At 61.9% G+C, this 26,069-nt stretch carries 21 protein-coding genes and 1 pseudogene; 16 read left to right on the top strand and 6 right to left on the bottom strand.

Annotated elements, in window-relative coordinates; genetic code table 11:
• Window positions 1-5: 5 nt before the first annotated feature.
• Window positions 6-1,198, bottom strand: a pseudogene (locus GYM67_RS04845) (ROK family transcriptional regulator).
• A 235-nt stretch (window positions 1,199-1,433) separates the two neighbouring features.
• Here GYM67_RS04845 and GYM67_RS04840 point away from each other — a divergent pair.
• The 15 genes from GYM67_RS04840 (at window position 1,434) to GYM67_RS04770 (ending at window position 18,366) form a co-directional block, all read left to right on the top strand.
• Window positions 1,434-2,588, top strand: coding sequence for a substrate-binding domain-containing protein (locus tag GYM67_RS04840; RefSeq protein WP_220235865.1), 1,155 nt, complete (start codon window positions 1,434-1,436; stop codon window positions 2,586-2,588).
• A gap of 77 nt (window positions 2,589-2,665) precedes the next feature.
• Window positions 2,666-4,222 carry a sugar ABC transporter ATP-binding protein gene (locus GYM67_RS04835; protein ID WP_220235864.1) on the top strand — a complete coding sequence of 519 codons (1,557 nt, stop codon included), beginning with the start codon at window positions 2,666-2,668 and terminating at the stop codon, window positions 4,220-4,222.
• A complete protein-coding gene (mmsB, locus tag GYM67_RS04830; RefSeq protein WP_220235863.1) occupies window positions 4,219-5,454 on the top strand; it encodes a multiple monosaccharide ABC transporter permease in 1,236 nt (411 codons plus the stop codon). The genes GYM67_RS04835 and mmsB overlap by 4 nt, the downstream gene beginning before the upstream one ends.
• A 109-nt stretch (window positions 5,455-5,563) precedes the next feature.
• Window positions 5,564-5,812 (top strand): carbon starvation protein, encoded by a 249-nt coding sequence (locus tag GYM67_RS04825; protein WP_258561442.1) that lies wholly within the window; start codon window positions 5,564-5,566, stop codon window positions 5,810-5,812.
• A 615-nt stretch (window positions 5,813-6,427) separates the two neighbouring features.
• Window positions 6,428-7,105 (top strand): hypothetical protein, encoded by a 678-nt coding sequence (locus GYM67_RS04820; RefSeq protein WP_220235862.1) that lies wholly within the window; start codon window positions 6,428-6,430, stop codon window positions 7,103-7,105.
• A complete protein-coding gene (locus GYM67_RS04815) occupies window positions 7,089-7,382 on the top strand; it encodes a helix-turn-helix domain-containing protein (protein WP_396019980.1) in 294 nt (97 codons plus the stop codon). Before GYM67_RS04820 ends, GYM67_RS04815 begins: the two co-directional genes overlap by 17 nt.
• A gap of 116 nt (window positions 7,383-7,498) precedes the next feature.
• Window positions 7,499-10,579, top strand: a complete 3,081-nt coding sequence (locus GYM67_RS04810; protein ID WP_220235861.1) for a bifunctional [glutamine synthetase] adenylyltransferase/[glutamine synthetase]-adenylyl-L-tyrosine phosphorylase — start codon at window positions 7,499-7,501, stop codon at window positions 10,577-10,579.
• A 70-nt stretch (window positions 10,580-10,649) separates the two neighbouring features.
• The gene (gene pyrB, locus GYM67_RS04805) at window positions 10,650-11,657 is read left to right on the top strand and encodes an aspartate carbamoyltransferase (protein WP_220235860.1); all 1,008 of its coding nucleotides are present in this window, start codon (window positions 10,650-10,652) and stop codon (window positions 11,655-11,657) included.
• The gene (locus GYM67_RS04800; protein WP_220235859.1) at window positions 11,654-12,067 is read left to right on the top strand and encodes an aspartate carbamoyltransferase regulatory subunit; all 414 of its coding nucleotides are present in this window, start codon (window positions 11,654-11,656) and stop codon (window positions 12,065-12,067) included. The genes pyrB and GYM67_RS04800 overlap by 4 nt, the downstream gene beginning before the upstream one ends.
• 1 nt (window position 12,068) lies before the next feature.
• Entirely contained in the window at window positions 12,069-13,493 is a 1,425-nt protein-coding gene (locus tag GYM67_RS04795) for a dihydroorotase (protein ID WP_220237414.1), read from the top strand.
• Between the two features lie 2 nt (window positions 13,494-13,495).
• Complete coding sequence (gene pyrF / locus GYM67_RS04790; RefSeq protein WP_220235858.1) at window positions 13,496-14,557, top strand: orotidine-5'-phosphate decarboxylase; 1,062 nt, start codon at window positions 13,496-13,498, stop codon at window positions 14,555-14,557.
• Window positions 14,554-15,399 (top strand): iron-sulfur cluster-binding protein, encoded by an 846-nt coding sequence (locus GYM67_RS04785; RefSeq protein WP_220235857.1) that lies wholly within the window; start codon window positions 14,554-14,556, stop codon window positions 15,397-15,399. The genes pyrF and GYM67_RS04785 overlap by 4 nt, the downstream gene beginning before the upstream one ends.
• Complete coding sequence (locus GYM67_RS04780) at window positions 15,396-16,343, top strand: dihydroorotate dehydrogenase (protein WP_220235856.1); 948 nt, start codon at window positions 15,396-15,398, stop codon at window positions 16,341-16,343. The genes GYM67_RS04785 and GYM67_RS04780 overlap by 4 nt, the downstream gene beginning before the upstream one ends.
• Window positions 16,340-17,089, top strand: coding sequence for an orotate phosphoribosyltransferase (gene pyrE, locus GYM67_RS04775; RefSeq protein ID WP_258561440.1), 750 nt, complete (start codon window positions 16,340-16,342; stop codon window positions 17,087-17,089). Before GYM67_RS04780 ends, pyrE begins: the two co-directional genes overlap by 4 nt.
• 158 nt (window positions 17,090-17,247) lie before the next feature.
• The gene (locus tag GYM67_RS04770) at window positions 17,248-18,366 is read left to right on the top strand and encodes a DsbA family protein (protein ID WP_220235855.1); all 1,119 of its coding nucleotides are present in this window, start codon (window positions 17,248-17,250) and stop codon (window positions 18,364-18,366) included.
• 116 nt (window positions 18,367-18,482) lie between these two features.
• On the opposite strand, the gene GYM67_RS04765 is transcribed toward GYM67_RS04770, so the two are convergent.
• From GYM67_RS04765 to GYM67_RS04755, 3 genes are read right to left on the bottom strand one after another with little or no spacing between them, the layout of a single operon-like run.
• Window positions 18,483-19,421 (bottom strand): LysR family transcriptional regulator, encoded by a 939-nt coding sequence (locus tag GYM67_RS04765; RefSeq protein WP_220235854.1) that lies wholly within the window; start codon window positions 19,419-19,421, stop codon window positions 18,483-18,485.
• 24 nt (window positions 19,422-19,445) lie between these two features.
• The gene (locus tag GYM67_RS04760; protein WP_220235853.1) at window positions 19,446-20,228 is read right to left on the bottom strand and encodes a 2,3-bisphosphoglycerate-dependent phosphoglycerate mutase; all 783 of its coding nucleotides are present in this window, start codon (window positions 20,226-20,228) and stop codon (window positions 19,446-19,448) included.
• Between the two features lie 28 nt (window positions 20,229-20,256).
• A complete protein-coding gene (locus GYM67_RS04755; RefSeq protein WP_220235852.1) occupies window positions 20,257-22,164 on the bottom strand; it encodes a bifunctional ADP-dependent NAD(P)H-hydrate dehydratase/NAD(P)H-hydrate epimerase in 1,908 nt (635 codons plus the stop codon).
• Window positions 22,165-22,296: 132 nt separating this feature from the next.
• Here GYM67_RS04755 and GYM67_RS04750 point away from each other — a divergent pair, with 132 nt between their 5' ends.
• Entirely contained in the window at window positions 22,297-22,986 is a 690-nt protein-coding gene (locus GYM67_RS04750; RefSeq protein WP_015021846.1) for an MgtC/SapB family protein, read from the top strand.
• Window positions 22,987-23,033: 47 nt separating this feature from the next.
• Here the strand turns inward: GYM67_RS04750 and GYM67_RS04745 are convergent, their stop codons facing one another.
• The gene (locus tag GYM67_RS04745) at window positions 23,034-24,635 is read right to left on the bottom strand and encodes an ABC-F family ATP-binding cassette domain-containing protein (protein ID WP_220235851.1); all 1,602 of its coding nucleotides are present in this window, start codon (window positions 24,633-24,635) and stop codon (window positions 23,034-23,036) included.
• A gap of 117 nt (window positions 24,636-24,752) precedes the next feature.
• Entirely contained in the window at window positions 24,753-25,886 is a 1,134-nt protein-coding gene (locus tag GYM67_RS04740) for a TspO/MBR family protein (protein ID WP_220235850.1), read from the bottom strand.
• Window positions 25,887-26,069 lie beyond the last annotated feature (183 nt).

Genomic DNA, 26,069 nt, shown 5'->3' with positions numbered 1-26,069 from the left:
CTCCTCTACGATGATCGACCTGCGGATTTTGTGGACACATCAATGTGTTCGTTGACGCTATCGACAGCCATCATAGCTGCTCCTAGAGCCGATCCGGTAATCGGATAGCGGGCAGGGAGCACTTCCATGGGAACCATGGCGTCAGGGAAAAGCAAGCGCTGAAGAGTCTCTCGGAGGGGATCCAGAAAGACGTCTTCGGTTGTGCTCAGGATGCCTCCCAGGACCACTACTTCGGGATCCACGGCGTTGCAAAGATCGGCCACTACATTGCCGATGCGGATGGCCGCATCTCCCACGATCCGTCTGCACCCTGGGTCCCCTTGACGGCATTGGCCACCAGATCCTCCAGAGTCATGTTCCCGTGGGTCACGCTGAGCAAGGAGACCAAGCGGCTCTCGTCCACCACCGTATTCAGGCATCCGCGGTTGCCGCAGATGCAGATATCGCCCAAGGGGTCCACTTGAACATGGCCTATCTCGCCTGCAAGCCCGGTGGTGCCCCGCCACATCTCGCCGTTGATGACGATTCCCGCGCCCACCCCGTCGTTGGCGTGGATGTAGACGAAGTTTCGTCTGCCGACTGCTGCGCCCATTCTCAGCTCGGCCATGGCTGAGAAGTTGGCGTCGTTGTCCACTTGGACCGGCACCTGAAAAGCCTCATGGAAGGTGCCTATCAGATCCTGTTTGTCCCAGCCTCGCAGGATGCCGGGAATGGCCAGCTGGTGAGTTCTGCAGTCCACAGGGGCCCCCATGGCCAGGCCCAGACCGACAAGCTCATCCGATTGGGCACCGATGGAAGTCAGCGTCTCCTTGATCAGGATCATGGCCCGTTCCAGGGTTGTGTCCGGTTTGTGCTGGCGTGGCAGAGCCATGTCATGCTCTGCCAGTATGGCATGGCTGGCGTCGACTACTTCCAGTCGCATCTCGTGGCGGCCGATGTAGAGCCCGACCCCGAGGCCCTTGCGGCGGGCCAGCATGACCAGCGTGGCGCGGCGGCCGTTTCTTGTGGTGGAGGATGTCTCCAGAAGTCCCTGATCGCCCATCAGACGTACCAGGTTGGAGACAGTTGCTGTTGAGAGCCCGGTATTTTCAGCCAATTCGATCTGGGTCATGGCGCCGAATCTTCGGATCGTATCCAGCAGTAGTGCACGGTTGGCCTCACGCAATGAGGACTGTGAACCGAACAATCGATGTGCCATAGGTTCCAGTGTAGCCAAGATCGCGGCTTGCCCCCGCCCATAGAACCCCTTGCGCCGAGGATGCCAAAAACTCGGGTGAATTATTAAATTCATGTACAAAACAGATAAATAAAAAATAAGCCTTATTGAATTGATAAAGTTAACACAAATGGGTATGCTGACCACTGGGCCTGTAATGAAGGGGCCAAGGCAGACAGAGATGCCTGCCAGAGAATTCAAGGATGAAGGAGTCTTCATGAAGATGATGCAACGAGCTATGGCGGCGGTTATCGGCGTCGCCATGCTGACCGGACTGGGCGCTTGCGGAAGTTCACGAGCCTCCAGTTCCTCCCAGGAGGGAGGGGCGATCAGCAAAGGCGCCACCATCGGCGTGTCCATGCCCACCAAGTCCGAGGAGCGTTGGAACAAGGATGGCAACAACCTCAAGAACAAACTGGAGAAGGCAGGCTACAAGGTGGTGCTCTCCTTCGCGGATGACAAGCCCGCCCAGCAGAATGCCGACATCGAGAACATGGTCAACAAGGGCGCCAAGATCGTGGTGGTGGCCTCCAAGGACGGCACCGCTGTGGGGCCTGCTGTCGAGAAGGCCAAGGATGCCGGGGCCAAGGTCATCGCTTATGACCGGCTGATCATGAACACCAAGGCCGTCGACTACTATGCGACATTCCAGCTTGAGCGCACCGGCGTGCTGGAGGCCAACTGGCTGATCGACCAGCTGGGTCTCAAAAACGGAGCCAAGGGTCCATTCAATATTGAGCTCTTTACCGGTTCTCCCGACGACAACAACGCCAAGTACTTCTTCAAAGGCGCCTGGGAGCTGCTGCAGCCCTACTTCAAGTCGGGCGTTCTGGTCAGCCCCTCCCAGCATGGCGGCGGTGTGACCAAGGACTTCAAACTCTCCGACTGGCAGAAGATCTCCGTCCAGTCCTGGAAGACCGAGCAGGCCCAGAAGGACATGGAGTCCATTCTTGATTCGACCTACGCCCACGGCGAGCGGCTGGATGCCGTGCTGAGCCCCTATGACGGCATCAGCCAGGGGGTCATCAACGCCATCCAGTCCAAGAGGCCCGACATCCAGCCCAATACCGACAACTGGCCCAAGATCACCGGGCAGGACGCCATGGAGATCTCCGTGGCCAATATCTCCAAGGGACTGCAGGGCCAGACAGTCTTCAAGGACGTCAACAAGCTGGCCCAGGCCGTTTACGACATGATCATCGAAATCGCCCAGGGCAAGAAGGTTACCGGCATCAACGGCACCTTTGACAACAACAGCATCAAGGTGCCCTCGAAGCTGCTGGATCCCCAGGCCATCACCAAGGACAACCTGACCGAGCTGGTCAAGGCGAACTACCTGACCCAGGAACGATTCGATCAGCTGACCAAGTGAGGTTGGCATCACAGTCGCGCCGGACCGTCCCGCTTCCGGTCAAGGGGAGGGACATTCGGCGTAGAGGAGGTGAGAGCATGCCCGATGAGGACATCTTGTTGCGAATGCAGGGAATAACCAAGACCTTCGGTCCGGTAAAGGCCCTGTCCAACGTCGACATGGACGTGCGCAAGGGCGAAATCCATGGCATCTGCGGGGAAAACGGGGCCGGCAAGTCCACCCTGATGAACGTGCTGTCCGGGGTCTACCCGCACGGCAGCTATACCGGCGAAATTCTGTTCGACGGCAAGCCCTGCCGCTATCGGACCATCAATGATTCGGAGGACGACGGCATCGTCATCATCCATCAGGAGCTGGCGCTGAGCCCTTTCCTGTCCATTGCCGAGAACATCTTCTTGGGCAATGAGCAGGCCCACAATGGCGTAATGGACTGGGATACCACCAGGGCCAAGGCCTCGCGTCTGTTGGAGCGTGTGGGGCTGAACGAGAACCCCGACACCAGGGTCATGGATCTTGGAGTGGGCAAGCAGCAGCTGGTGGAAATCGCCAAGGCGCTGTCCAAGCATGTCAGGTTGCTTATTCTTGATGAGCCCACAGCCGCCTTGAATGACGATGATTCCGAGCATCTGCTGGACCTGGTCAGGCAGCTGCGTGACCAGCAGGGAGTGACCAGCATCCTCATCACCCACAAGCTGGGGGAGGTAGGACAGATTGCGGATGGCGTGACCATTCTGCGCGATGGTTCCACGGTGGGCGGTATGCGAATCGACACGGACCACCCCCTGGATCAGGATCTGCTCATCCAGAAGATGGTCGGCCGCGAGCTGACAAACCTCTATCCCGAGCACGTGCCACACATCGGCAAGGAGGTGCTCAAGGTCAGTGATTGGACTGTCCACCACCCGCAGGATTCCTCACGAACCGTGGTCGATCATGCCAATTTGGTGGTTCGCCAGGGCGAGATCGTCGGACTGGCGGGACTTATGGGTGCAGGTCGCACCGAGATGGCCATGAGCATCTTCGGGCGGTCCTATGGCAGCCGCATCAGCGGCAGAATCGAGATGCATGGCCGTCAGGTCGAGCTGCCGAACGTCCAGTCGGCCATCGATTCAGGCCTGGCCTACGCCACTGAGGACCGCAAGGTCTTCGGACTCAACCTGTTGCAGAACATCAGGGAAAACGCCTCCATGGCCTCGCTGAAGAGAATGAGCCGCCATGGAGTCATGAATGAGAACCTGGAGAGGGCACGGGTGGAGGAGTACCGCAAGGACTTCAACATCAAGTGCACCGACATCGACGTGCCCGTCTCCACCCTTTCCGGAGGCAACCAGCAAAAGGTCGTGCTGGCCAAGTGGGTGATCTCGGATCCTGATGTGCTCATCCTGGACGAGCCCACTCGAGGCATTGATGTGGGAGCCAAGTATGAGATCTACGAGATCATCGACCGGCTGGTCGACCAGGGCAAGGCTGTGGTGGTCATCTCCTCGGAATTGCCTGAGCTGATCGGCATCTGTGACCGGATCTATACGGTCAGCCAGGGGGTCATCACCAACGACGTGGAGCGCCGGGATTTCTCGCAGAAATATCTGATGAAGGGCATGACCCAGGAAAAGAAGGGAGTGGCAGCCAGATGAGCTCGCCCAACAGCAACAAGAGCACCGCCCAGGCGGTGGAACAAGAACAGGCAGGACCTGGTATTCTGGCCTCCCTGGCCAGCAACGCCCGCCAGTATGGCATCGTCGGCGCTCTGGTGGTCATCGTGGTCGTCTTCGAAATACTGACCAAGGGGGTGCTGCTCAAACCCAACAGTTTTGTCTCGCTGATCCAACAGAACGCCTACGTGATCATCCTGGCCATCGGCATGGTCATGGTCATCATCGCCACCCACATTGATCTGTCGGTGGGCTCCCTGGTGGCCTTCATCGGAGGCGTATGCGCCATCCTCATGGAGCATATGGGAGTCAATTGGATCGTGGCCATTGGCCTGTCCCTGATCGTGGGTCTGCTGATCGGCATCTGGCAGGGGTTCTGGGTCGCCGTCATCGGCATTCCAGGATTCATCACCACCCTGGCTGGCATGCTGATCTTCCGTGGCCTGGCCACTGTCATCGTCGGCGAGTCTGTGCCTATCACCTCCGCGCAGTTCAGGGGGATCGCCCGTGACTACCTGCCAAACATCCTGGGGTGGTGGGGCCCCTTGGACGGCCTGACCGTGGTGCTGGGCCTGATCTGCATCCTTGCCTACGCCTGGTCCCAGATTGCCCGCCGCCGCAAGACCCTGGCTGTAGGTCTGGTTCCCGAACCCAAGGCCTTGATGACCGGCAAGATCATCGTGGCTGCAGCCGTCATCCTTTTCGTGACCTACCTGCTGGCTTCCTCCGGCAATGAGGACCAGGGCGGGACGCCCATAATGCTGGTCATTGTGGCCGCATTGGTCCTGATCTACAACTTCATCCTCACCAGGACCGTCTTCGGCCGGCATGTCTACGCAGTGGGCGGCAACCGCAAGGCTGCCGTGCTCTCGGGCATCAACGCCAAACGGGTGGACTTCACGCTCTTCGTCCACATGGGCTTCCTGTCGGCTGTGGCAGCCATCTGCATGCTTTCACGACTGGCCTCGGCCACCGCCCAGGCTGGCATGGAGTTCGAAATGGACGCCATCGCATCCTGCTTTATAGGCGGTACGGCTGTCACCGGCGGCATCGGAACCATTCCTGGGGCAGTCGTCGGAGCCTTCGTCATGGGCGTGATCAACCAAGGACTGTCCATCATGGGCGTGGACACGGCCATCGTCAAGACCATCAAGGGGCTGGTCCTCCTGCTGGCCGTGGCTATTGATGTCATGTCCAAGCGCCGCAAGAGCTAACCGCCGGTCGGGAGACCTCAACCAGATGCAAGTCCCCGGGTCGGGCCAACGGTCATCGGCCCGGGGCACACGGCAGGTCACTATCAGCGCAACCACCAAGGAGTGTCATATGAAAATCGATGAAAAGGGCCGTTCAAGACTGTACGGTCTGACTGCGGCGGCGTGTGCCCTCTGGCTGATTCAGTCCCTGAGCGAGGCTTCGAGGGATGGTAGCCTGCTGAGCTGGCCCACCATCGTTTTTTCGCTCTGCCTAACGGTTGTAACCCTGTATTGCGCGGTTTGCGCCTGGAAGGAGGGCCGGAAGGCGGGGAAGGAAAACGGGGGCCGGGACAATCGGGATTCGCGGTCACGGAACTGAGGCGTCTTGAGCGAACAGCTTCCGACCTGACGATGAGTATTATGCACAAACGGAAATAACGGGTTCGGAATTCTTCATTCCGACCTTGTCCAAGTCGAGTGCAGGAATGAGGAAGTCCGAAATCGTCCGAGCGGCTGCCCGTCTGTATCTTCATGGAGCTGGGGGATTACGGTCCTCGTCCAAGAGCAATCGGATGATACCCCTACACATTAACCACGATGATGCCACAGCGGGCACCCTGCCGAGGTTCGGCAGTATGGATGGTTCCCGGTATGTCCTGCGACGAAATGGTCTGGTGGAGGCCGGAGTGCCCGTTGAATCGTTCGCGAGAATCTCGGGGTACGCGCATAGCCGTCTTCCCGTTTCGTCGACTAGGGGTGAGGGCGGCACGGATGCCACGCCGGCATGAACCCCGGAGGATCGGGGTCATGCTCGTTGATCCATTGGAACGGCCGGCGGGTTCGAAATGTCGAGAATTGGCGTAGGTTCGTGCTGTGCCTCGGTGAAGACTGTTTGCGGCGCGTCTCGTATCCTACTGATCGCGTATCGATAAACGATATGTTATACTGTCGCTGACGTTACGTTGCTTCTTTATTCGATGACGAGGATGCCAACATGTATAAACCGCAGCCGATGGATCGTTTCCTGCACAATCTGACACGTGGTCTGGAGTACCTGCACTGGGCAGGGGCATTGGTGGTCGTTGTGGGAATGACCGTTCTTCCCTGGTCCAATCTCCCCTTCAGGTTGCTGGGGTGTACCGATGCCCTCCTGCCCAACGTCTATAGCGTAGGGCTGAACGTTACACGGTCGAACGGGCCCAGTATCCGGATCCAGGCGGTAATCTCCTATCTTCTTGCCGCCATCATATTGGTCCTGCTGGCATCGTTCTTCCATGATCTTGCCGCCATGTCGACCTATGCGAAATCCGATAGTGAGGAGCGCACACCCGTGACCCCCTTCAACCAGGCCAACCTGCGTCATCTCCATGGCATGGGCCGCTGTCTGATTGCTCTGGCCGTGATTTTTTCAGGCGTGCCTATGGTCATTGGATTTGCTGAAGGAGCCATGGAAGCAACTGCCGAATATACGGCCACAGGGGCCTCCGCCGATCGGTACGGGCCGATGCGGGAATCCGGCCTTGCTGGATACGAAAGCCCGATTCACATTACGATGGAAGACAACTTTACGGTCGTTGCGCTGTTGGTTTTGGCCGCTATCGTCGTCTATGCCCTGGCTCGAATTCTTGCATACGGAATCACGCTGCAGAGGGAGGATGATGGTCTTATCTGAACAGGAGAAGGCCGGACCCTCTCAGCGCACGGAACACATTCCTCAAGGTCGGATCGTCCTGAGGCTGGACAGGATCATAGCGGAGCGGCGGATGACCTTAAAGGAACTGGCCGCCAGGGTGGGCATCACCCCGGTCAACCTGTCCAAGATCAAGAACAACCGTGTCTCGGCCATTCGCTTCACCACCCTGGCTGGTATTTGTCGGGAACTGCACTGCCAGCCGGGGGATATCCTGGAATACCAACCAGCGGAAGATGGAGACGAGAGCATCAGGTAAGACATGCGTCCAGGAGTAGGTCGGACGTCCGCCGGGCGCCTTGACTCCGGCGGTCGGTTTCGATTTTTACCTATAATGACTTGGGCATCTCCTTACAAGTATCGGGTGGAGGCGGCATGGCGGAAGGTGAGCAGCGGCAGCTCAAGACATCGGACTTGATCCGGCTGGGTCTGCAGGACCTGGACCGGGCCAGGGTCGATCTGATCCGCCTGGATGGGTTGGGCCTGGACGGACGGATCAAGGATGCCCTGATCGGTGCCCTGGAATCGGCCTGCGATCCGGATGTCGCCCTGTCTTCATTGGTGATGATTCTTGACCAGCGTTCCTCCGGTGGACCACCAGGCTTTCTCCGAGGACAGGCAGAGCTGGCCTGCCCGGCCATCAGATCACTCGTTCGCGTCCTGGGGGCTTCTGAGGCCATGGGCAGATTGATGCGCTCGCGCCCCGCCCTGGTCGAGACAGCGGCCTGTGATCCCTTTCATCTGAGCGACTGCCCTCTTCAAGTCCGAAAGAAAAGGTTCGCCAAGGCACTGGATGCCGACGGGGGTGAACCAGCAGGGGAAGGGACCCTGGCCGAAGAGGTCGATGCCCTTCGCGCCGAATATCGGACACAGCTGGTCGCAGTCATGGCTCGCGACCTGGCCGCCGCGGATCCCGAAACCGTGCAACCGGAGATCAGCCTGTCCCTGTCGGATCTGGCCGAGGCCACCTTGGAAGGGGCGCTGACCATTGCCAGGAAGCAGGTTCCATCGTCGGAGCATTGCCGTTTCTCCGTCATCGGAATGGGCAAACTGGGCGCCAGGGAGCTGAATTACGTGTCCGACGTCGACCTTATCTACGTAGTTGAACCATCCGGAGAGATTGCCGATCAGGACCTGATCGGCATCGGCACCAAGATTGCCATCCTTTTGCAGAAGGTCTGCCAGTCCATCATTCCCGGATCTACCGAGCCGCCCCTGTGGAAGGTTGATACCGCCTTGCGGCCCGAGGGGAAGGACGGGCCCCTGGTGCGCCGTCTGGAGTCTCACGCCGACTACTACCGGTCCTGGGCCGAAAGCTGGGAGTTCCAGGCCCTGTTGAAAGCACGTCCAGTTGCCGGCGATGCCGTGCTGGGATCTGCATACCACGACATGGCCCAACAATTCGTCTGGGGGGCATCCCAACGCAGGAACTTCGTCTATGATTGCCAGGCCATGCGGGCCAGAGTGGAACGGAATATACCCGAAAAACTCAGGGATCGGGAGATCAAGCTGGGCCAGGGCGGATTGCGGGACGTGGAATTCACCGTCCAGATGCTCCAGCTGGTCCATGGCTCCAGCGACCAGGATCTGCGTTGTCCTGCAACCCTGGATGCTCTGCAGGCCCTGTCCCGCGGCGGCTACATTTCACGCAAGCACGGCGACCAGCTGGACCACGACTACCGATTCGAGCGGGTCATGGAGCATCGACTGCAGATGTGGCAACTGCGTCGCACCCATCTCTTTCCGAAAACCAACCGTTCAGGCACTTCCGGCCGGCGGCCGCCCAGCCTGCAGGAGCTGGAGAACAACCGCGATCTGAGGCGGCTGGCCCGGGCATTCGGTCTGCACGCCGACCAGATGCTGGCCCAATATCAGGCCACCAGGATTGAGGTCCGCAATCTTCACCAGGCCATCTACTTCCGTCCCATGCTGCCCATCAACGCCCAGGTGGACGAGGACGAGGTCAGCCTGCGCCCCCAGGCAGCCCGTGCTCGGTTCGCATCCATCGGCTTTGCCGATCCCGAAGCGGCCATCCGCCACGTTGCGGCCCTGACCACAGGAGTTACCAGGTCGGCGCGGATCAACCGTATTCTCATGCCCGCTGTCCTCCAGTGGCTGGGTGAGGGGCAGGACCCCGACATGGGGCTTTTGGGCTGGCGAACCCTTGAGGAGCACTTCGGCGGCAAGAGCACCTACTTGGGCTTCCTGCGGGACTCCACCTCGGCCGCCCGTCGCCTCTGCCACGTCCTGTCCAACTCCCGCTATTTGTCCGGCGCCCTGGCCCGGTCCGTTCAGTCGGTGACCTGGCTGGGCCATGACCAGGACATGATTCCCCGTGATCGGGCCACCTTGGACAAGCGCGCCGCGGCCTATCGAACCCGGCATGCGGATTCGCTGGAGGAGTTCGCCACTGCGGTCCGGGCCATGCGTCGCCAGGAGATCGAGCGGATCGGGCTGGGCTGGATGAGCGGGGTGGACGATCAACAGGCCTGCCTGGCAGGCATGTCGGATGTCTACGATGCAGCCATCAATGCAGCCTTGGACTGGGCCGTGGACCACCGTCTGGAACAGGCTGGCGCACCAGCCGATCTGGCCGTGATCGGCATGGGTCGCTACGGGGGCAGAGAGGTCAACTTCAACTCGGACGCCGACATCATGCTGGTCTACCGTCCCGTGTCAGGCGTCGACCAGAACCGGGCGGCGGAATTCGCGCGTGGAGTGACCGCCGACCTGCGGGCCGTCCTGGCAGGAAGGGCCAGTCTGGAGCCAGGCATTGACCTGGATTTCGACCTGCGCCCCGAAGGACGCCAGGGGCCTCTGGTGCGTTCCCTGGACTCCTACCAGCGCTACTACCGCGACTGGTCTGAAACCTGGGAACATCAGGCCCTGATCCGGGCCAGATTCGCAGCCGGGAATGCCGGCCTGGCCAAGGACTTTCTGGTGGGCATAGCCAATCCGCTTCGCTACCCTCAGCAGCCGCCCAACGAGGAGGAGCTGGGGCAGATTCGCCGTCTCAAGGCCAGGATGGAGGCGGAGCGGCTGCCGCGCGGGGTGCGTCGGGACCGGCATCTGAAACTGGGCCGGGGAGGGCTGTCTGACGTGGAGTGGACGGTCCAGCTTCTCCAACTGCGTCACGCCCACGATCTGCCTGAGCTGCAGGTCACCGGAACGATGACCGCCCTGGACGCCCTGGAGGCTGCGGGATTCATAGAAGCCAAGGATGCCAAGGCCCTGCGCCGCGGCTGGGTGCTGTGCACTGCAGCCCGCAACGCCAATTTCCTTTGGTCTGGAAGGGTATCCCAGGCGGACATCCTACCTGACGATGGTCAGGTTCTGGGGGGCATCGCAGTCTGTCTGGGCTACCCGGCCCGCCGAGGACAGCACTTTGTCAACGAGCTGCTGGCTGCCATGCGCCGCTGCAGGCAGGTCATGGAACGGCTCTTCTACGGAGGCTGACCCTGGGTCCATCCGCGGTCGTATGCTTGTTCAGGTCACATAAGGTGGCCACCTTGAGGAAGGTGAGCCGTTGTCCCAACAAGTTGATCACGCATCCAACACCTCTTCCGCCGTCTTTCCGCTTCGTGGGCGAAGTGTGGTAACCCTCGACGACATTCCCATGACCCAGATCCTGGATCTGCTGGACCGGGCGGCCTACATCGACAATCATCGTCGTCAGGTGGCCCACACCTGCGACGGCCGGGTTCTGGCTACGCTCTTCTATGAGCCCAGCACTCGAACCAGGCTCAGCTTCGAGACGGCCATGCTCCGTCTGGGCGGCCAGGTCATCGGATTCGCCGGCGCTCAACTGGCCAGCGTCTCCAAGGGGGAGTCCATCAGCGACACCCTGAAGACCGTCTCCAACTACGCTGACATCGTGGCCATCCGCCATCCCAAGGAGGGTGCCGCCCTGGTGGCCTCCCAGGCGGCCACGGTCCCTGTCATCAATGCTGGCGACGGCGGGCACATGCATCCCACCCAGACCCTTACCGACCTGGCCACCATCCGCGCCCGCAAGGGTCGGCTGAACCACCTGACTATCGGCCTGTGCGGGGACCTGACCTTCGGACGCACCGTCCACTCTCTGATCACCACCCTCTGCCGCCTGGGCCACGTGGATTTTGTTCTGATCAGCCCCGACGAGCTGCGCACCCCCGAATACGTCCTGGAGAGGATTCGTTCCTCGTCCGATTGCACCTACCGGGAGACCGGAGACCTGAACGGGGTCATCGGCGACCTGGACGTGCTCTATATGACCCGTGTCCAGCAAGAGCGTTTCTTCAACGAGGACGACTACCTGCGGCTGCGCGACACCTACATTTTGGATACTGACAAGCTTCGGGCTGCGCGCTCCGACATGGCCATCCTCCACCCTCTGCCCAGGGTCAACGAGATCGCCGTGGAGGTGGACGATGATCCGCGTGCGGCCTACTTCCAGCAGGTCCGCAACGGCATGCTGGTCAGGATGGCCCTGGAGAGCGCCCTGCTGGGCGACGAGCTGCCCGGTTACCGCAAGCAGAAGGAGGTGGCGGCATGAAGGTCACCAGCATTGTTGACGGAATCATCATCGACCACGTTCGTGCGGGCACAGCCCTGAAGGTCTTGCATTACCTGCGTGTGGACCCGTCGAAGACCCGGCTCGCCCTGATCATGAATACGGACAGCCTCAAGTACGGATCCAAGGACATCATCAAGATCGAGCAGACCGGGGACCTGGACCTGACCGCCCTGGGGTTCATCGCCCCCGAGGCCACCGTCAATGTGGTCCGGCAGGGCAGGATCGTCAGCAAGCATCAGCCGGACCGCCCCAGCCGCCTGGTCAACGTCATCACCTGCGTCAACCCTCGTTGCGTCACCACGGTGGAGACCGGCGTGGACCAACGCTTCCACCTGGATGATGCTGGGGTCTACCGTTGTGACTACTGCGACGAGAAGGCTGAAGACTGACATGCGGCTGCTGGGGTTGACTGATTGGTGCAGCAGCCGGGCGGTCGATCTGGTACTTCCCCAGACCATTGACAGTACGCTGGTTGACGAGACCGGTGCCATGTCGACAGAGGTGGATCAGATAGACGCCCGGGGGTTGGTGCTGGCTCCTGCTCTGGTTGACCCCCACGTCCACCTGCGCGACCCCGGGCAGACCGACAAGGAGGACATGGTCAGCGGTACGGCTGCCGCAGCGGCCGGAGGCTACGGGCTGATACTGCTCATGCCCAACACCCAGCCCGCCATGGACGGCCGCACCAGGATGGCCGACGGGCGCACAGTTATCGACTATCTGGAGTCCTACGAGCGGGACCGTGGGCTGAGCCTGCCGGTGGACTACGCCCTCTGTGTGGCTGCCACCGTAGACCGGACTGGCCGCCAGGCCTCAAACCCAGACGACTGGTCGAAGCACCTGGCCGGCCACGGATGGACACATCCTGTAGTGGCCATCAGCGACGACGGCTCGGCAGTGACCGACCAAACCCTGGAGGCTGTGGCCGCCAATGCCCGGTCTTTCGACCTGCCCGTTTTGGATCACTGTGAGCACCACGAGCACGGTCAGGTCAACCTCGGATCAGTCAGTCGCCAACTGGGGCTGGAGGGGATTCCCGCCTCAACCGAGACCGCCGTCATCAATCGCGACATCGACCTGGCGGAGCGCACCGGCACCCGGGTGCATCTGCAGCATGTCAGCACCGCCGGCGGATTCGAGGCTGTCAGACGGGCCAAGGCCCGTGGATTGCCAGTCACCTGCGAGACCGCGCCCCACTATCTGGCCCTCTGCGACGAGGACCTGCTGCGCTGCGGCAGCATGGCCAAGATGAACCCTCCGCTGCGCTCCCGCGCCGACCAGCAGGCAGCCCTTGAGGCGGTGGCTGACGGCACTGTGGACATGATCGCCACCGACCACGCGCCGCACACCACCGCTGAGAAAGCCCTGGGGCTCAAGGACGCCCCCAACGGCATTATCGGCCTGGAAACTGCCTATGCGGTCTGCAACCAGGTCCTGGTCAAGAGCGGGCTCATCGGCCATGACCGTCTGATCGAGCTCATGTCCCTGGCTCCGGCCGAGCTCATGGGCATGCATCGGCTACTGCCCGAAGACCTGCCCTCGCACACAGCTGACAAGGTCAATAAGGCCGGCACCGGTCATCTTCAGCTGGAGGTCGACCAGCACAGCGATTCCGGCCAGCCGCCTGTCGACTTGGTCATCTTGGACCCTGCAGCCAAGTGGAAGGTGGATCCCAGCCGTTTCCACTCCAAGGCGAGGAACACCCCCTTCGCCGGGGCGGAACTGGCCGGACGGGTCCTGGCCAACATCAAGGAGGGGCGTCTGGTTTTTTCCCGTCTGCCCGCAAACCGCGTCATCACCAGGGAAAGGATCTGAGCATGGACCGACTGACCGCGCTCATCGAGGACAAGCACAATCCGACCGTGGTTGGTCTGGATCCGCGACCGGAACTGCTGCCCAGCCAACTGATTGAACAGGCCAGGCAGCGTACCGCCGGAAGCATGACAGAGATGGGCCTGGACCCCAAGGATCCGCAACAGACCCAGGACGAGCAGGCCCAGGCCGTCTGGGCAGACCATCTGGCCCGGGCCTATCTGCGCTTCAACCTGGCCATCCTGGAGGGCGTGGCCGGCCTAGTACCCGCAGTCAAACCCCAGATCGCCATGTATGAGGCCTTGGGACCCTGGGGCATCAGGGCCTACACCGGCACCTGCCGGGCCGCAGCCGACCGTGGCCTCTACGTCATCGGGGATGTCAAACGCGGGGACATCGGCTCCACGGCCGAAGCCTACGCTGCCCATCTGGATGGGCTTCCCCTGCCCTTCGCACCAAGGCAGGCAGTAGATGGCCCGGCCCGAATAGGCGGGAGATTCCCCTGGTACGAGGATGCGCTGACCATCAACGTCTACCTGGGTTCCGACGGGGTGGAACCCTTTCTGCAGGCGGCGGAGCACACCCATGGTGACCTCTTCGCCCTGGTGCGCACCTCCAACCCTTCGGGCGGCCAGATCCAGGAACTGGGCCTGGATAGGGACTCGGGCGGCGGCACCATCTATCAGCGCCTGGGCGACCTTGTCGAATCCTGGGGGCAGCCCTCCATCGGTCAGTCGGGCTATTCCAGGCTCGGAGCCGTGGTCGGCGCCACCCACTCCGAAGACGGCGCCCTTCTGCGCCGGGCCATGCCCCACACCTTCTTCCTGGTCCCTGGCTACGGAGCCCAGGGCGGTTCGGGGGCCGATGTGGCGCCCATGTTCGACCGGTTCGGAGGCGGCGCTGTAGTCAACTCCTCACGGGGAATCATCGGAGCCTGGCGGAAGGATCCGGGCTACAGCCCGCAGCTCAGCGTTCAAGCGGCCCTAGGCATGGTCACCCGCGATGCCCGCCAGGCCGCGCAGGCCATGAAAGACGATCTCAATCAGGCGATCAAGGAGGTCCGATGAAACCCAACCTCTTCATATCCACCAGCCAGGTGGAGGAGCAGGCCCAACAGGCAGGCCGGCTACCCGGACGGCGCACCGCCCTGGTCACCGGCATGGAGCCCCTGGACAGGCAAGTCTGGCGGATGGCCATCCGCGACCCCTACCTGGCATCCCACGCCCCGGCAGGAGCCTTCATCAATCTCTACTCGGCAGACCGTATAACCATGATGCCCAGACCCTTCGGCATCAGCCGAGTTCTGGATGGCGAGCAAATCGAGATCATCTTCGCCGTGGTGGGTCAGGGGACTTCTGAATTCTCCCGACTGCGGCCAGGCATGGCTGTGGACCTGCTGGGGCCTCTGGGCCATGGTTTCGACCTGGAGAAGCCCGCTCACTATCTGTTGGTGGGCGGCGGCCTGGGCGTCCCTCCGCTTATCCGCGCAGCCCAGTGCCTCCAAGACCGGTCTGGAGCGCGCACCACCGCCCTGCTGGGCTACCGGGATCATCGGTTCGCCGATGCCATCATGGGCTCGCTGACCGACCGGCTTGAGTCCATCGACAACGCCTCAGGGGATGTCATAACCCTTTTGGACCGGGTTCGCGAAGACATCAACCCCGAGCAAACCATCATCCTGACCTGCGGCCCCTTACCCATGATGCGGGCCGTTGCCGCCTGGGCCCGTAAAGTCGGCCTGCCGACCCAGTGCTGCATGGAGTCCCGTATGGGCTGCGGCTATGGCACCTGCGTGGCCTGCGTGGTCGACACCGTGGACGGCAGGCTCAAGGTCTGCAAGGACGGCCCGGTCTTTGCTGCCGACCGTCTGATCTGGAATACAGACGAGGACAAGAAGGAGACACGATGAGCGGGCTGACAATCATGGATCCTTTGGAGCCGCACGCCTGGCGGCATGGAACCGTTGTGGCCGGGACGCTCTGGAAGAACCCGGTGGGCACGGCCTCGGGCACCTTCAACCTGGATGCCTGCGGGGGCTATTATGACGTCTCCCAGATGGGCGCCATCTCCACCAAGGGGGTTTCGCCGGTTCCCTGGGAAGGCAACCCCACGCCCAGGACCGCCGAAAGCCCAGCCGGCATGGTCAACTCCGTGGGCCTGCAGAACCCGGGCGTGGACCATTACCTGGTGGATGAGCTGCCCAGACTCAAGGCCCTGGGAGCCAATGTGATCACCAATGTGGCTGGTCACAGCGACGAAGACTATGCCACGGTCGTGGAACGGTTGGCCGACTCCCCGGCGGACATGCTGGAAATCAACGTCTCCTGTCCCAACGTCTCCCATGGAGGGATGTCCGTGGGCACCGACGCCAAGGCTCTGAACCGGCTGATCACCCGGCTGCGGGGTCTGACCGACAAGCCCATGGTGGTCAAGCTGACCCCCAACGTCACCGACATCGTGGAGGTGGCAAGGGCTGCCGCCGATGGGGGAGCGGATGCCCTCAGTCTGATCAACACCCTGGTAGGCATGCGCATCGACATCAATGACGGCAGGCCCATACTGGCCCAGGGCACCGGCGGTGTCTCGGGCCCCTGCATCCTGCCCATAGCCTTGTCCTTCGTCTGGCGGGTACGCCGGGCACTGCCCGACATTCCCATCATCGGCATCGGTGGCATCGACTCAGGACGCACGGCCTTGGAATTTCTCTATGCGGGTGCCAACGCCGTTGAGGTGGGGGCTGCGGCCCTAGTGGATCCTGTGGCGCCCATGCGGGTGGCCCGGGAGCTGGACGATCTGTTGGACGAGCGGCCTGATCTGGCTGATTTGCTCAAGAAAGGGGAGTGCTGGCGATGAGCGCATCCGAAGCAGAAAACAAGTCCAAGCATGACGGAGATGCCCAGAAGCGGACCCGCCGCATCCAGGAGGGTTTCACCAGCTTCCTGCTCCAGAGCGGAGCGCTCAAGTTCGGTGACTTCACCCTGAAGTCGGGGCGGCGCTCGCCCTACTTCATCAACGCCGGGGCCTTCAACGACGGACGGCTGATCGCTCTGCTGGGGGAGTTCTACGCCCGGACCATCGTGCAGGCCGTGAAGCAGGGAACCCTGCCCGCAGACATCGACACGGTATTCGGCCCGGCCTACAAGGGGATTCCTCTGGCCGTCTCCACTGCCATCGCGCTGAGCGGGGCGCATGGGATGCCGGTCGGCTTCACCTTTGACCGCAAGGAGGTCAAGGACCATGGCGATGGAGGGCTCATGGTCGGTACCCAGCTCAGGGACGGCATGAGGGTGCTGCTGGTGGATGATGTCATGACGGCCGGGACCGCCGTCCGCCAGGTGGTGCCCAAGATCATGTCCCAGGCCAAGGTGACCATCGTCGGCCTGGTGCTCTCCGTGGACCGGATGGAGCGCACGGGCCAGGGTCAGGGCTCAGCTGTCGAATCCATCATGGACGAGTTCCGCTTCCCGGTCATCAGCATCGTCAACGTCCGTCAGATCTTCGATGCCGCCGCCAACATGAAGGGCCCGGGCGGGTCGCCCATTCTGGACCAGCGCACCGCCGATGCCGCCAGGGACTACCTGGAGCGTTACGGGGCCTGAGCAAATGTCGGGCTCATACGGGCAGCCAACTTGTGCATGCAGACCGCCATTGACGCACATTCTTCGGACGGCCAATCTGTCGGCCGACCCTCGTGTAGATTGGTAGGTGTCCGACGGGCAGGCCGACGGATCATCGTCGCAAGGGAAGGCCATGGATCATGACGAAACCGCTGGAGCAGAACGGTCATGAGGAACCTGACCAGACTGGGGTCGACGCAGTGAAGGCGACCAAGCCTGCCGTCTCGGCCACAACAGCCGGCACTGTGAAATCTCCGAAGGCTGCAGAGCCCGTGGATGGACGAATGTCGACTGAAGAGAAACCGGGGAAGACAGGCCAGTCGCGGGAGAGCGAGCCTGAAGAACGCATTACCGCACGGCGGTCGTTGAGGCTGTCGCTGATACTGGTCGCGGTGGCTCTTGTGCTGGTGCTTGCAGCAGGCATATACATGCTGTGGGTTGATCATTCAGCAGGCAACCTGTCAGCCCAAAAGACTTCATCAGGAGCACCGAACGCGCAAGTCAGAAATGGCCCCAACGGGGATGCCAAGGCCTACAAGGCTTTGCAAGAGGTCAATGCCAAGCCTTCGGTGGCCGACGACCAAGGAGGGTTGACCGTTTCAGCCAGGGGGGTCGGCAGCAAGAAGAAGGTTGCCGACGCGCCGACCCTTGAGATCTTCATGGATCCCATGTGTCCCTGGTGCGGCAAGGTGGGCCGGGTTATCGATCCCCAGTTGCAGCGCATGATCAGCGCCGGTCAGATCAACGTCACCTACAACTTTTTGAATTTCCTGGATTCGGCATCCAGCGACCAGTACTCCAGCCGCGTGGACAACGCCCTGGCCATGGTGGCCCAGGAGGATCCAGATCATCTGCCGGCCTTTGCAGCCGCCGTCTTCGCAGCCGACTTCCAGCCCGATGAAAGCTCCTATCAGGCGGTCTCCGATGCCCGACTGGCCGACCAGGCCGTGGGAGCGGGGGTGCCCAGGTCCCTGGCAGACCGTTTCGTCCAAGGCACCTACAGGCCATGGGTTGACAAGGTCAATGCCTACGCCATCACCAGGAAGGATGCCAAGGACACCAAGGGGGAGTTCTCGACGCCCACCATCATGATCAACGGCAAGGTCTGGGACCTGACTGCAGCGGCAAAGAGCCAGGGCGGGCTGGAACATCTGGACCGGGCCCTGCTCAAGGCCCTGGGACTCAAATCGCAGGATGTAGGCCATCAGGGGAGGATGCCATCCATCGGAGCCCAGGGAAAAGCGCTGAAAGCAATGTAACCCAAGGCTACTGACCAGCGGCGATTTTCGCTTATCGCCGCTGGAAGATGAACCGTAGCCTGTGGAATTCGATGTCTGTTCCGCTGATACTTGCTCGATTGTTGTTTGCTCGGTTGTTACTCGCCTGACTCCTGTTCAATCAGCGAGTATCCATGGTTGGACACCACCTGGCGCAGTTTGTCCAAATAGAGTTCAGCGGCATTGGACAGCTTGGTCCGGCTATTGACGATCCAGCCTACCAGCATGGATTCGTCCGACTCTAGGGGGACGCTGACGATCTTCTCGTTGTTCAGGTCCTCGTTGTCGATGCCGGTGCAGACCGTGTAGGCGTTCAGCCCCACGATGAAGTTGAGCATGGTGGCCCGGTCGCTCACGGTGATCTGCTTGGGGGAGTAGTCGGGCCAGACCGCCTCCTCGGCAAAGTAGAAGGAGCCCTCTTCACCCTGCTCGTACTGCAGGAAGGGGTAGGGCTCCAAATCTTTCATGGTCACCATGGCCCGATCGGCCAAGGGGTTGGTCCGTGCGATGAAGACATGCAGGTCCGCCCGGAAGAGCGGATGGAAGTCAAGATGCTTCTCGCGGAGCATCTTGGACAGGACCCGTTTGTTGAAGTCGGACTCGTAGATGATGCCGATCTCCGACTGGAGGGTGGCCACCTGGTCGATGATGTCCCTGGTGCGCGTCTCCCGTATGGTGAATTCGTATTCGTCGGAATCGATGGAGTTAATCATCTCCACGAAAGCTTCCACTGCGAACATGTAGTGCTGGGTGGAGACCCGGCAGAGCTGCTTGCGGGGCCTGACCTGCCTATAGCGGGCCTCCAGCAGATCGGTCTGATCCAGAATCTGACGCGCGTAGGTCAGGAATTCCGCCCCGTCCACGGTCAGAGCAATCCCCTGGGAGTGGCGAGTAAAGATCTCGATGCCCAGCTCGTTCTCCAGCTCCTTGACCGATGAACTCAGGGCCGGCTGAGAGATGTAGAGCTCATGCGAGGCCTCGTTCATAGAACCGCATTCGACAATCTTGACGATGTAGCGCAGTTGGAGCAGTGTCATATAGGCCAATCTATACCCGAGGCCCTATCGGCCTAGGGCCTCGGTTTCAGCCATACCCTGATTCGCGGCCTTCTGATCCAGATAGCGACCCGGACCCTGGACCTGGGGGTTGCCATGCCGATTCGTCTCGAAGCTGAAGACCATGGGCACACCGGTGGGCACATTGATGGATTGTATGTCCTTGTCGTCCACTTTCTCAAGAACCTTGATCAGACTGCGGACCACGGAACCATGGGTAACGACGAGCACAGTCCGGTCTTGCACCAGATTGGGGGCTATCCGGCTGCCCCAGTAGGGATGCAGACGAAGCAGCAGGTCTTTGAGGCACTCGGCACGTATCCCGGCCGGATTCTGGCTGTCCAGCCCGTCGGCCAAGGCCGGGGCATAGCGTGGATCCTGTCCCTGAAAGTAGGCTGAATCGGTTTCGATGGCCGGCGGCCGAACATCGTAGGAACGTCGGTAGATATTAAATTGCTGCTGGCCGTATCGTTTCAGCATGGCCGGTCGCGTCTGTCCCTGGAAGGCACCGTAGTGGCGCTCGTTCAGCCTCCAGGTGCGCTCCACCGGAATCCAGGCTCGATCTACCAGGTCCAGGACCGTGTTAGCCGTGACGATGCTGCGGGTCAGCAGTGAGGTGAAGACCATGTCGGGCAGCAGGCCTGATTCCTTGAGCAGCTGTCCGGCATGGCGGGCCTGTTCCAGTCCGCGATCCGTCAGGGGCACGTCCACCCAACCGGCAAAACGGTTGACGGACTTTTGGGTCCAGACGCTTTCTCCGTGACGCATGACGATGAGTTGCGAGGTCATCGAATCGACTCCTTTTCTAATGATGTGCTTAGAACCAAAGCGAGCTGTTCTCGAAGAAAAAAGAGGCATCCTCTCCGTCTTGGATGGGTTGGTCAATCTGTTCAGCGGCCCTCACGGATCTGGACATGACCAGTCCTATAGCCCTGGGCAGGGCATCGGCCACCTGCCCGGCACGGATCGGCTGTCCCATGCGTCCTGTAACGGTCCCCTGGCCCGCCGGTTGGTTGTCCTCGGCTACCAGATCAGCAAAGTCCTGGGGCTTGCGGGGATCGAAGATCAACGGCTGTTCCCAACCGGTCTGCCTGCCGCCGCTGGCCAGGGAACCGGCCAGCCCATGCAGGAAGGCCGCAGCCGCAGTCAGATCCACCATCAGCGTGGCATCGTCCTGGATCGGTCCGGCGTTCTGGGCCAGCATGGCCCCGATGGCTCCGGAGAGCACGTCCCCTGACCCCGCCGTGGACAGCCAAGCTGGGCCGAAGCCGGTGGTCATGACCCGGGGGCGGTCGGTACCGTCATCGCCGACAATCAGCGTAATGGCACCCTTGAGCAGAATCGTGGCTCCGGTCAGCTGGCAGGCGCGTACAGCCCAGTGCAAGGGTTCGGCCATGACCTGTTCGCCGTCCACATTCTCGCCATGCGAGTTGAGCAGGGCGGCCATCTCGCCAGCATGCGGAGTCAACACAGTGCGAGGGCCCAGCCGGTCCGGCAGCAGATCCAAGGCCCCGGCATCTGCCACAACCGGCGGATCGGCCGCTGCCTCGTCCTCGTCCAGGTCAGCGGCCTGTTGACTGAGTATGTCGGCGATCAGATCCCGCTGACCGTCTTGGCCTTCACGCTCGGCGGCCTTCTGAGCCTGCCGAGTGGGCACTCCCGAGCCCAGCACCCAGGACTCGACCCGTCCACGGCCTAGTACCGTTTCGGGCAGCTCCTGCAGGATCAGATCACCCACCTGTCCGGGGCCGCAGTAGCGGATCATGCCCACGTTGCTGCTGGCCGCAGCCCTGCTGGAGAGCAGCCCCGCGCCATGGTAGAGGGCGGATCCGGTGACCAGGCCGACCACGCCTCGGCTGTACTTGGTGTCATCCACCCGGGGCGCCCGCAAAAGCCCGGCGCAGTCCTCGGCGTTCATGCAGGAAACGCTGGGGGCCAGGGCCGATGTGTCGAAACCGAAGTCAACCAGGACGATTCTGCCGCAGACGTAGGCGGCTGGGGGCAGCATCAGGCAGGGCTTCATGGCTCCCATGGTCACGGTCACGTCAGCCGGGATGTAGGCACCGGGCAGGGTGCCTTCATCGATGTCCACGCCGGAGGGAGTGTCCACGGCCAGCACCAGGGGCCCGTCTTGTCCGGCGGGGTCGTGCCAGGCGGGTCTGTCGGGCAGACCGCTCTCCATGCCCAGTTCTGAGGCCAGAGCGGCTGGAATTCCGCGCAGCGCCCCCTTGAGGCCGATTCCCGTCATAGCATCGATGATCAGATCCGCCTGCCGGCATAGCTCCAGGGCTTGGTCCAGCTCCTCGGTAGCCTGGTTGGGTCCAACCGGTGCCTCGCAGCCAGGGATGGCTGCCTGAGGATCCAGGGCCGTGACCACTCCGCCGGCGCGCAGAAGTGCATCCAGCCCACCCTGGTGCAGGCTTCGTCCGGCCGCCACCACAGTCACGTCGGCCCCGTGCCTGGCCAGGTCAGCCGAGGCATAGAGCCCGTCTCCGCCGTTATTGCCGGCCCCTGCCAACAGGACGATCCTGGCTCCTGTCGGCTCCAGCCCGGCATGGGTCAGCATGACGTCGGCCACGGAGGCCAAGGACCCGGCGGCGATGCGCATCAGGGGCACCCCGTCGTCCAAAAACGGCTGTTCCAGAGATCGGATCATGTCGGCGGAATAAGCGCTGGTGGCCAGGATCCGGCGGGCTTCGCGGCGTTCATCTGGTGACGGCTTCATGGCATCACACCCCTCATTCAACAGGTCCACGTGCGGCGGCACAGCCGGCCACGTGCTCTCTCCACTCTATCCGATGGCCTTGTCCTGCAAGCGTTATAAGGTCTGCCTACTTACGAGGGCAGGAAGGAAATCATGCAGGGATTCGCAATGCCGAACCAGGGCCAGATCATGGCGGTAGTCCTGACGGTGGTCCTCTGTGGCCTTATCGGCTTCGAGCGCGAGTTCCTCAAGCATGACGCTGGCATCCGCACCCATATTCTGGTGGGCCTGGGCAGCTGCCTGTTCACCATGGTCTCTCTCTACGGCATCCAGGCTGCTGTGGGCAACTACTCCTGGGATGCATCGCGAATTGCGGCCGGAGTGGCCTCGGGCATCGGTTTCATCGGCGCTGGAGTCATCTTCTTCAACCATGATTCAGTCAAGGGTCTGACCACGGCCAGCGCCATCTGGGTGGCCGCCGCCGTGGGCATGGCCTGTGGGGTCCAGCTCTTCGCCATCGCCATCCTGGCGGTCGTCTTCTACTTTCTGGCCGTCCTGGTCATCGCGCCCATTCTCAAGTGGTTCCTGCGCAACCGTCAGAACACGGTTCTGCGCATCGTATATCAGGACGGTCACGGCTGCCTGCGCGAATCCCTGTTGCTGGCCACCCGTATGGGCTTTGAGTCCCGGGTGCTGACGATCCACGAGCTGCACCGGGATGCCTGGAAGGGCGCCGATGTCACCGTCAACCTGCTGGGCAAGGGGGACGTGACCGAGCTGGTCGAATCCATTGGCCAGACTCCAGGGGTCAAGGGCGTAGAGGTCCTGGGGGAAGACGACTGACCCGCTGACGACAGACTCCCCACAGGCGCGGGCCAACTGGTGGCTACTTACTCTTCGGCCACCAGATCCAGGTAGTCGTCGCTCCAAAGGTCCTCATCACCGTCGGGCATGAGCAACACCCGCTCTGGATTGAGCGCCTTGACGGCACCCTCGTCATGGGTGACCAGCACGATGGCCCCTTCGTACTTGGCGATGGCCTTGAGTATTTCGTCGCGCGAAGCAGGATCCAGGTTGTTGGTGGGCTCATCCAGCAGCAGGACGTTGGCCCGACTGGTCACTAGGGTGGCCAGGGCCAGACGGGTCTTCTCTCCGCCCGAAAGCACCTTGGTGGGCTTCATGGCGTCGTCCCCTGAGAAGAGGAAGGAGCCCAGGATGGTCCGTGCCTGGGTGTTGTCCAGGTCAGGGGCCACATGCTGCAGGTTCTCCAGAACGGTGACCTCGTTATCCAAGGTGTCGTGCTCCTGGGCGAAGTAGCCGATCTTGGCCCCGTGCCCCAGGGTCACCTTGCCTGTATCAGGCTGTTCGATGCCGGCCAGCAGCCGCAGGGTGGTGGTCTTGCCAGCGCCGTTGTATCCCAGGATGACCACCCGGGAGCCTTTGTCGATGGCCAGGTTGATGCCGGCGAAAACGATGTTGGAGCCGTAGGCCTTGGACAGGTCCTCGGCCATGATGGGCGTGCGGCCGCAGGGGGCGGGATCCGGGAAACGCAGGTCGGCCACCTTTTCAGCCTTTTCCGCCTCCTGGGTGTCGGCCAGCAGACGCTGAGCGCGGCGCATCATGTTCTGGGCAGCCACAGCCTTGGTGGCTTTGGCGTGCAAGCGGATGCCCTGCCGCATCAGCCGGTCGGCCTTTTTCTCCGCCACCTCGCGTTCGCGGCGGCGGCGCTCCTCGTCCACCACCCGCTGGCGCAGGTAGGCCTTCCATCCCATGGCGTACATGTCGATGCAGGAACGCTGGGCATCCAGGTGCCAGATGCGGTTGACGGTCTCGTCCAGCAGCTCGGTGGAATGGGAGATGACCAGGAAACCGCCCTCGAACCGGCGCAGGTAGCCCTTGAGCCACTCGATGGAGTCGGCATCCAAATGGTTGGTGGGCTCGTCCAGAATCAGGGTGTCAGCGTCAGAGAAAAGGATCCTGGCCAGTTCGACCCGTCGGCGCTGACCGCCGGAAAGGGTGCCTAGTGCCTGCTGCAGTGTCTCCTGGCTCAGTCCCAGGCTCTCGCCCATGACGATGGCCTGCGATTGGGCCGCATAGCCACCCGCGTTCTCGAAGTCCTGCTGCGCCTTGTCATAGCGTTTCATGGCCTTTTCCATGATTTTGGGGTCTGGACTGGTCATCTCGGTCTCGGCCTTGCGCATCCGCTGGATGATGGAGGCAATGTCCCTGGCGCTCATGACCCGGTCCAGGGCGCTCTGCTCGGAGTCGCCCGCATGGGTGGACTGGGGCAGGTATCCCAGCTGTCCGGTCACCCGCACCTTGCCCGCCGAGGGGAGCATGTCGCCCGTGATGACCCGTGTCAGCGTGGTTTTGCCGGCGCCGTTGCGGCCCACCAGGCCTATCCTGTCGCCCTTGGTCACATGGAAGTCGGTGGCTTGCAGCAGTAGTCGGGCACCTATTCGGATCTCAAGTCCCTGCGCCTCAATAGCCATGCCGCCTCCGACCCCGCTTTCCTTGTGGATTCAAAACTTGCAAGGAATCATGGTAGCAAGAAGCAAGCCCCGCCAGTGCGTCTCGGCTGACGGGGCAACGGATGAATCATGGATGGATCAGCGACGAACCAGCCTGAACTTGCTCCAGGGGAAGTAGACCAGGAAGGCGCCCACAGCGGTCAGAGCGATGACCAGCACGCCCATGGCGGCCGCGAAGGAGAAGATCCTGATGCCGATGCCCAGGCAGGCCCAGATGACCACCAGGCCGAAGACCCAGTCATTGCCATGTCTGTTCATCAGGTATGCGACGGCCAGGAGGGCGCCGACCACGATGATGGTGGCGAATCCCTGAACGGCATTGCCGACCCTGTGCCCCGCGACCACCATGTATCCGGCGTTAACCAGGGTGGCCACGCTCAGCCAGCTGGCGTAGATGGATAGGGGAATCCAATCAAGAGCCTTAGCGGCGGTTGGAGTTCCGGCCTTGGTGGCATCCCTGCGCACCAGGGCGTAGAGCATCCAAGCCAGCACGGTCAGAATGAGGATGATGACCAGAGCCCAGAAGTTGCGCTCCATGTGCCAGAGGGCCAGCCAGGCGATGTTCAGGCAACAGGTGGCCACGAAGAGCAGCCCGCTCAGTGTGAAGGGCAGGAATCCCAGGCGTTTGCGGCTGGGGCCTGCCAGGCAGAAGCGGAAGAGCCAGATGGCCAGGGCGATGTAGATGACCCCCCAGATGGCGAAGACATAGCCGGCGGGCATGATCCACAGGTCGACCTTGCGGGCCAGGCCGCCTACGGTCGTGCCATTGAAGCGGTAGACCTCCGCATAGCCGTTGAAGCCCACCATGGCCATCCAGGCCACCCAGAGCAGGATATCCTCAAACAGCTTCCAGCCGCGACCCTTGGAGGGTTCCTGCTCCTTTTCGGACTGACCCTGCTTTGTCTGATTTGATCCCTGCGCCGCTTCATTGCTGCTGCGATCGGAGCGACTCTTGCCTCCATTGGCGGTCCCATCGGCGCTGGTTTTTTCAGACTGTTTGGCTGCGGTACCCGAAGGCGACGGGCCTGAGCTGGATGAATTCGAAGTCGACGCGGCAGAAGATGCCGAACTTCCATTCCTCGAATTCCTGGTTGCTGATGACGAGCCTGACGTTGATTGGCGGCCCTGCATGGCCGGGGAGGTGCGCTTGGCCCTTTCGGCCGGGTCCTCATCGTCGGTCCAGAGTCTGCGCGGATTGTCCTTGTCAGTCATGGCACATGCTTCCTCTCCTTGCCGGCCGCAGCCTGCTGTCGCCGTGGGGATTGCCCCGGGCATGGGCCGACCGGCCTCTGTTCCAACTCTAAATCGGCCAGCCTGGCCCGGTGGTATTGACCACCCGGTCCGGGCGTCCGCCGGTGCTAGCCTGAGGCCAAATATTGGAGAGAGGAGTGCGAG

It is taken from the genome of Bifidobacterium asteroides (assembly GCF_019469425.1).
Classification (GTDB): Bacteria; Actinomycetota; Actinomycetes; order Actinomycetales; family Bifidobacteriaceae; genus Bombiscardovia; species Bombiscardovia asteroides_I.
This window is presented reverse-complemented; position numbering and strand designations above follow the sequence as displayed.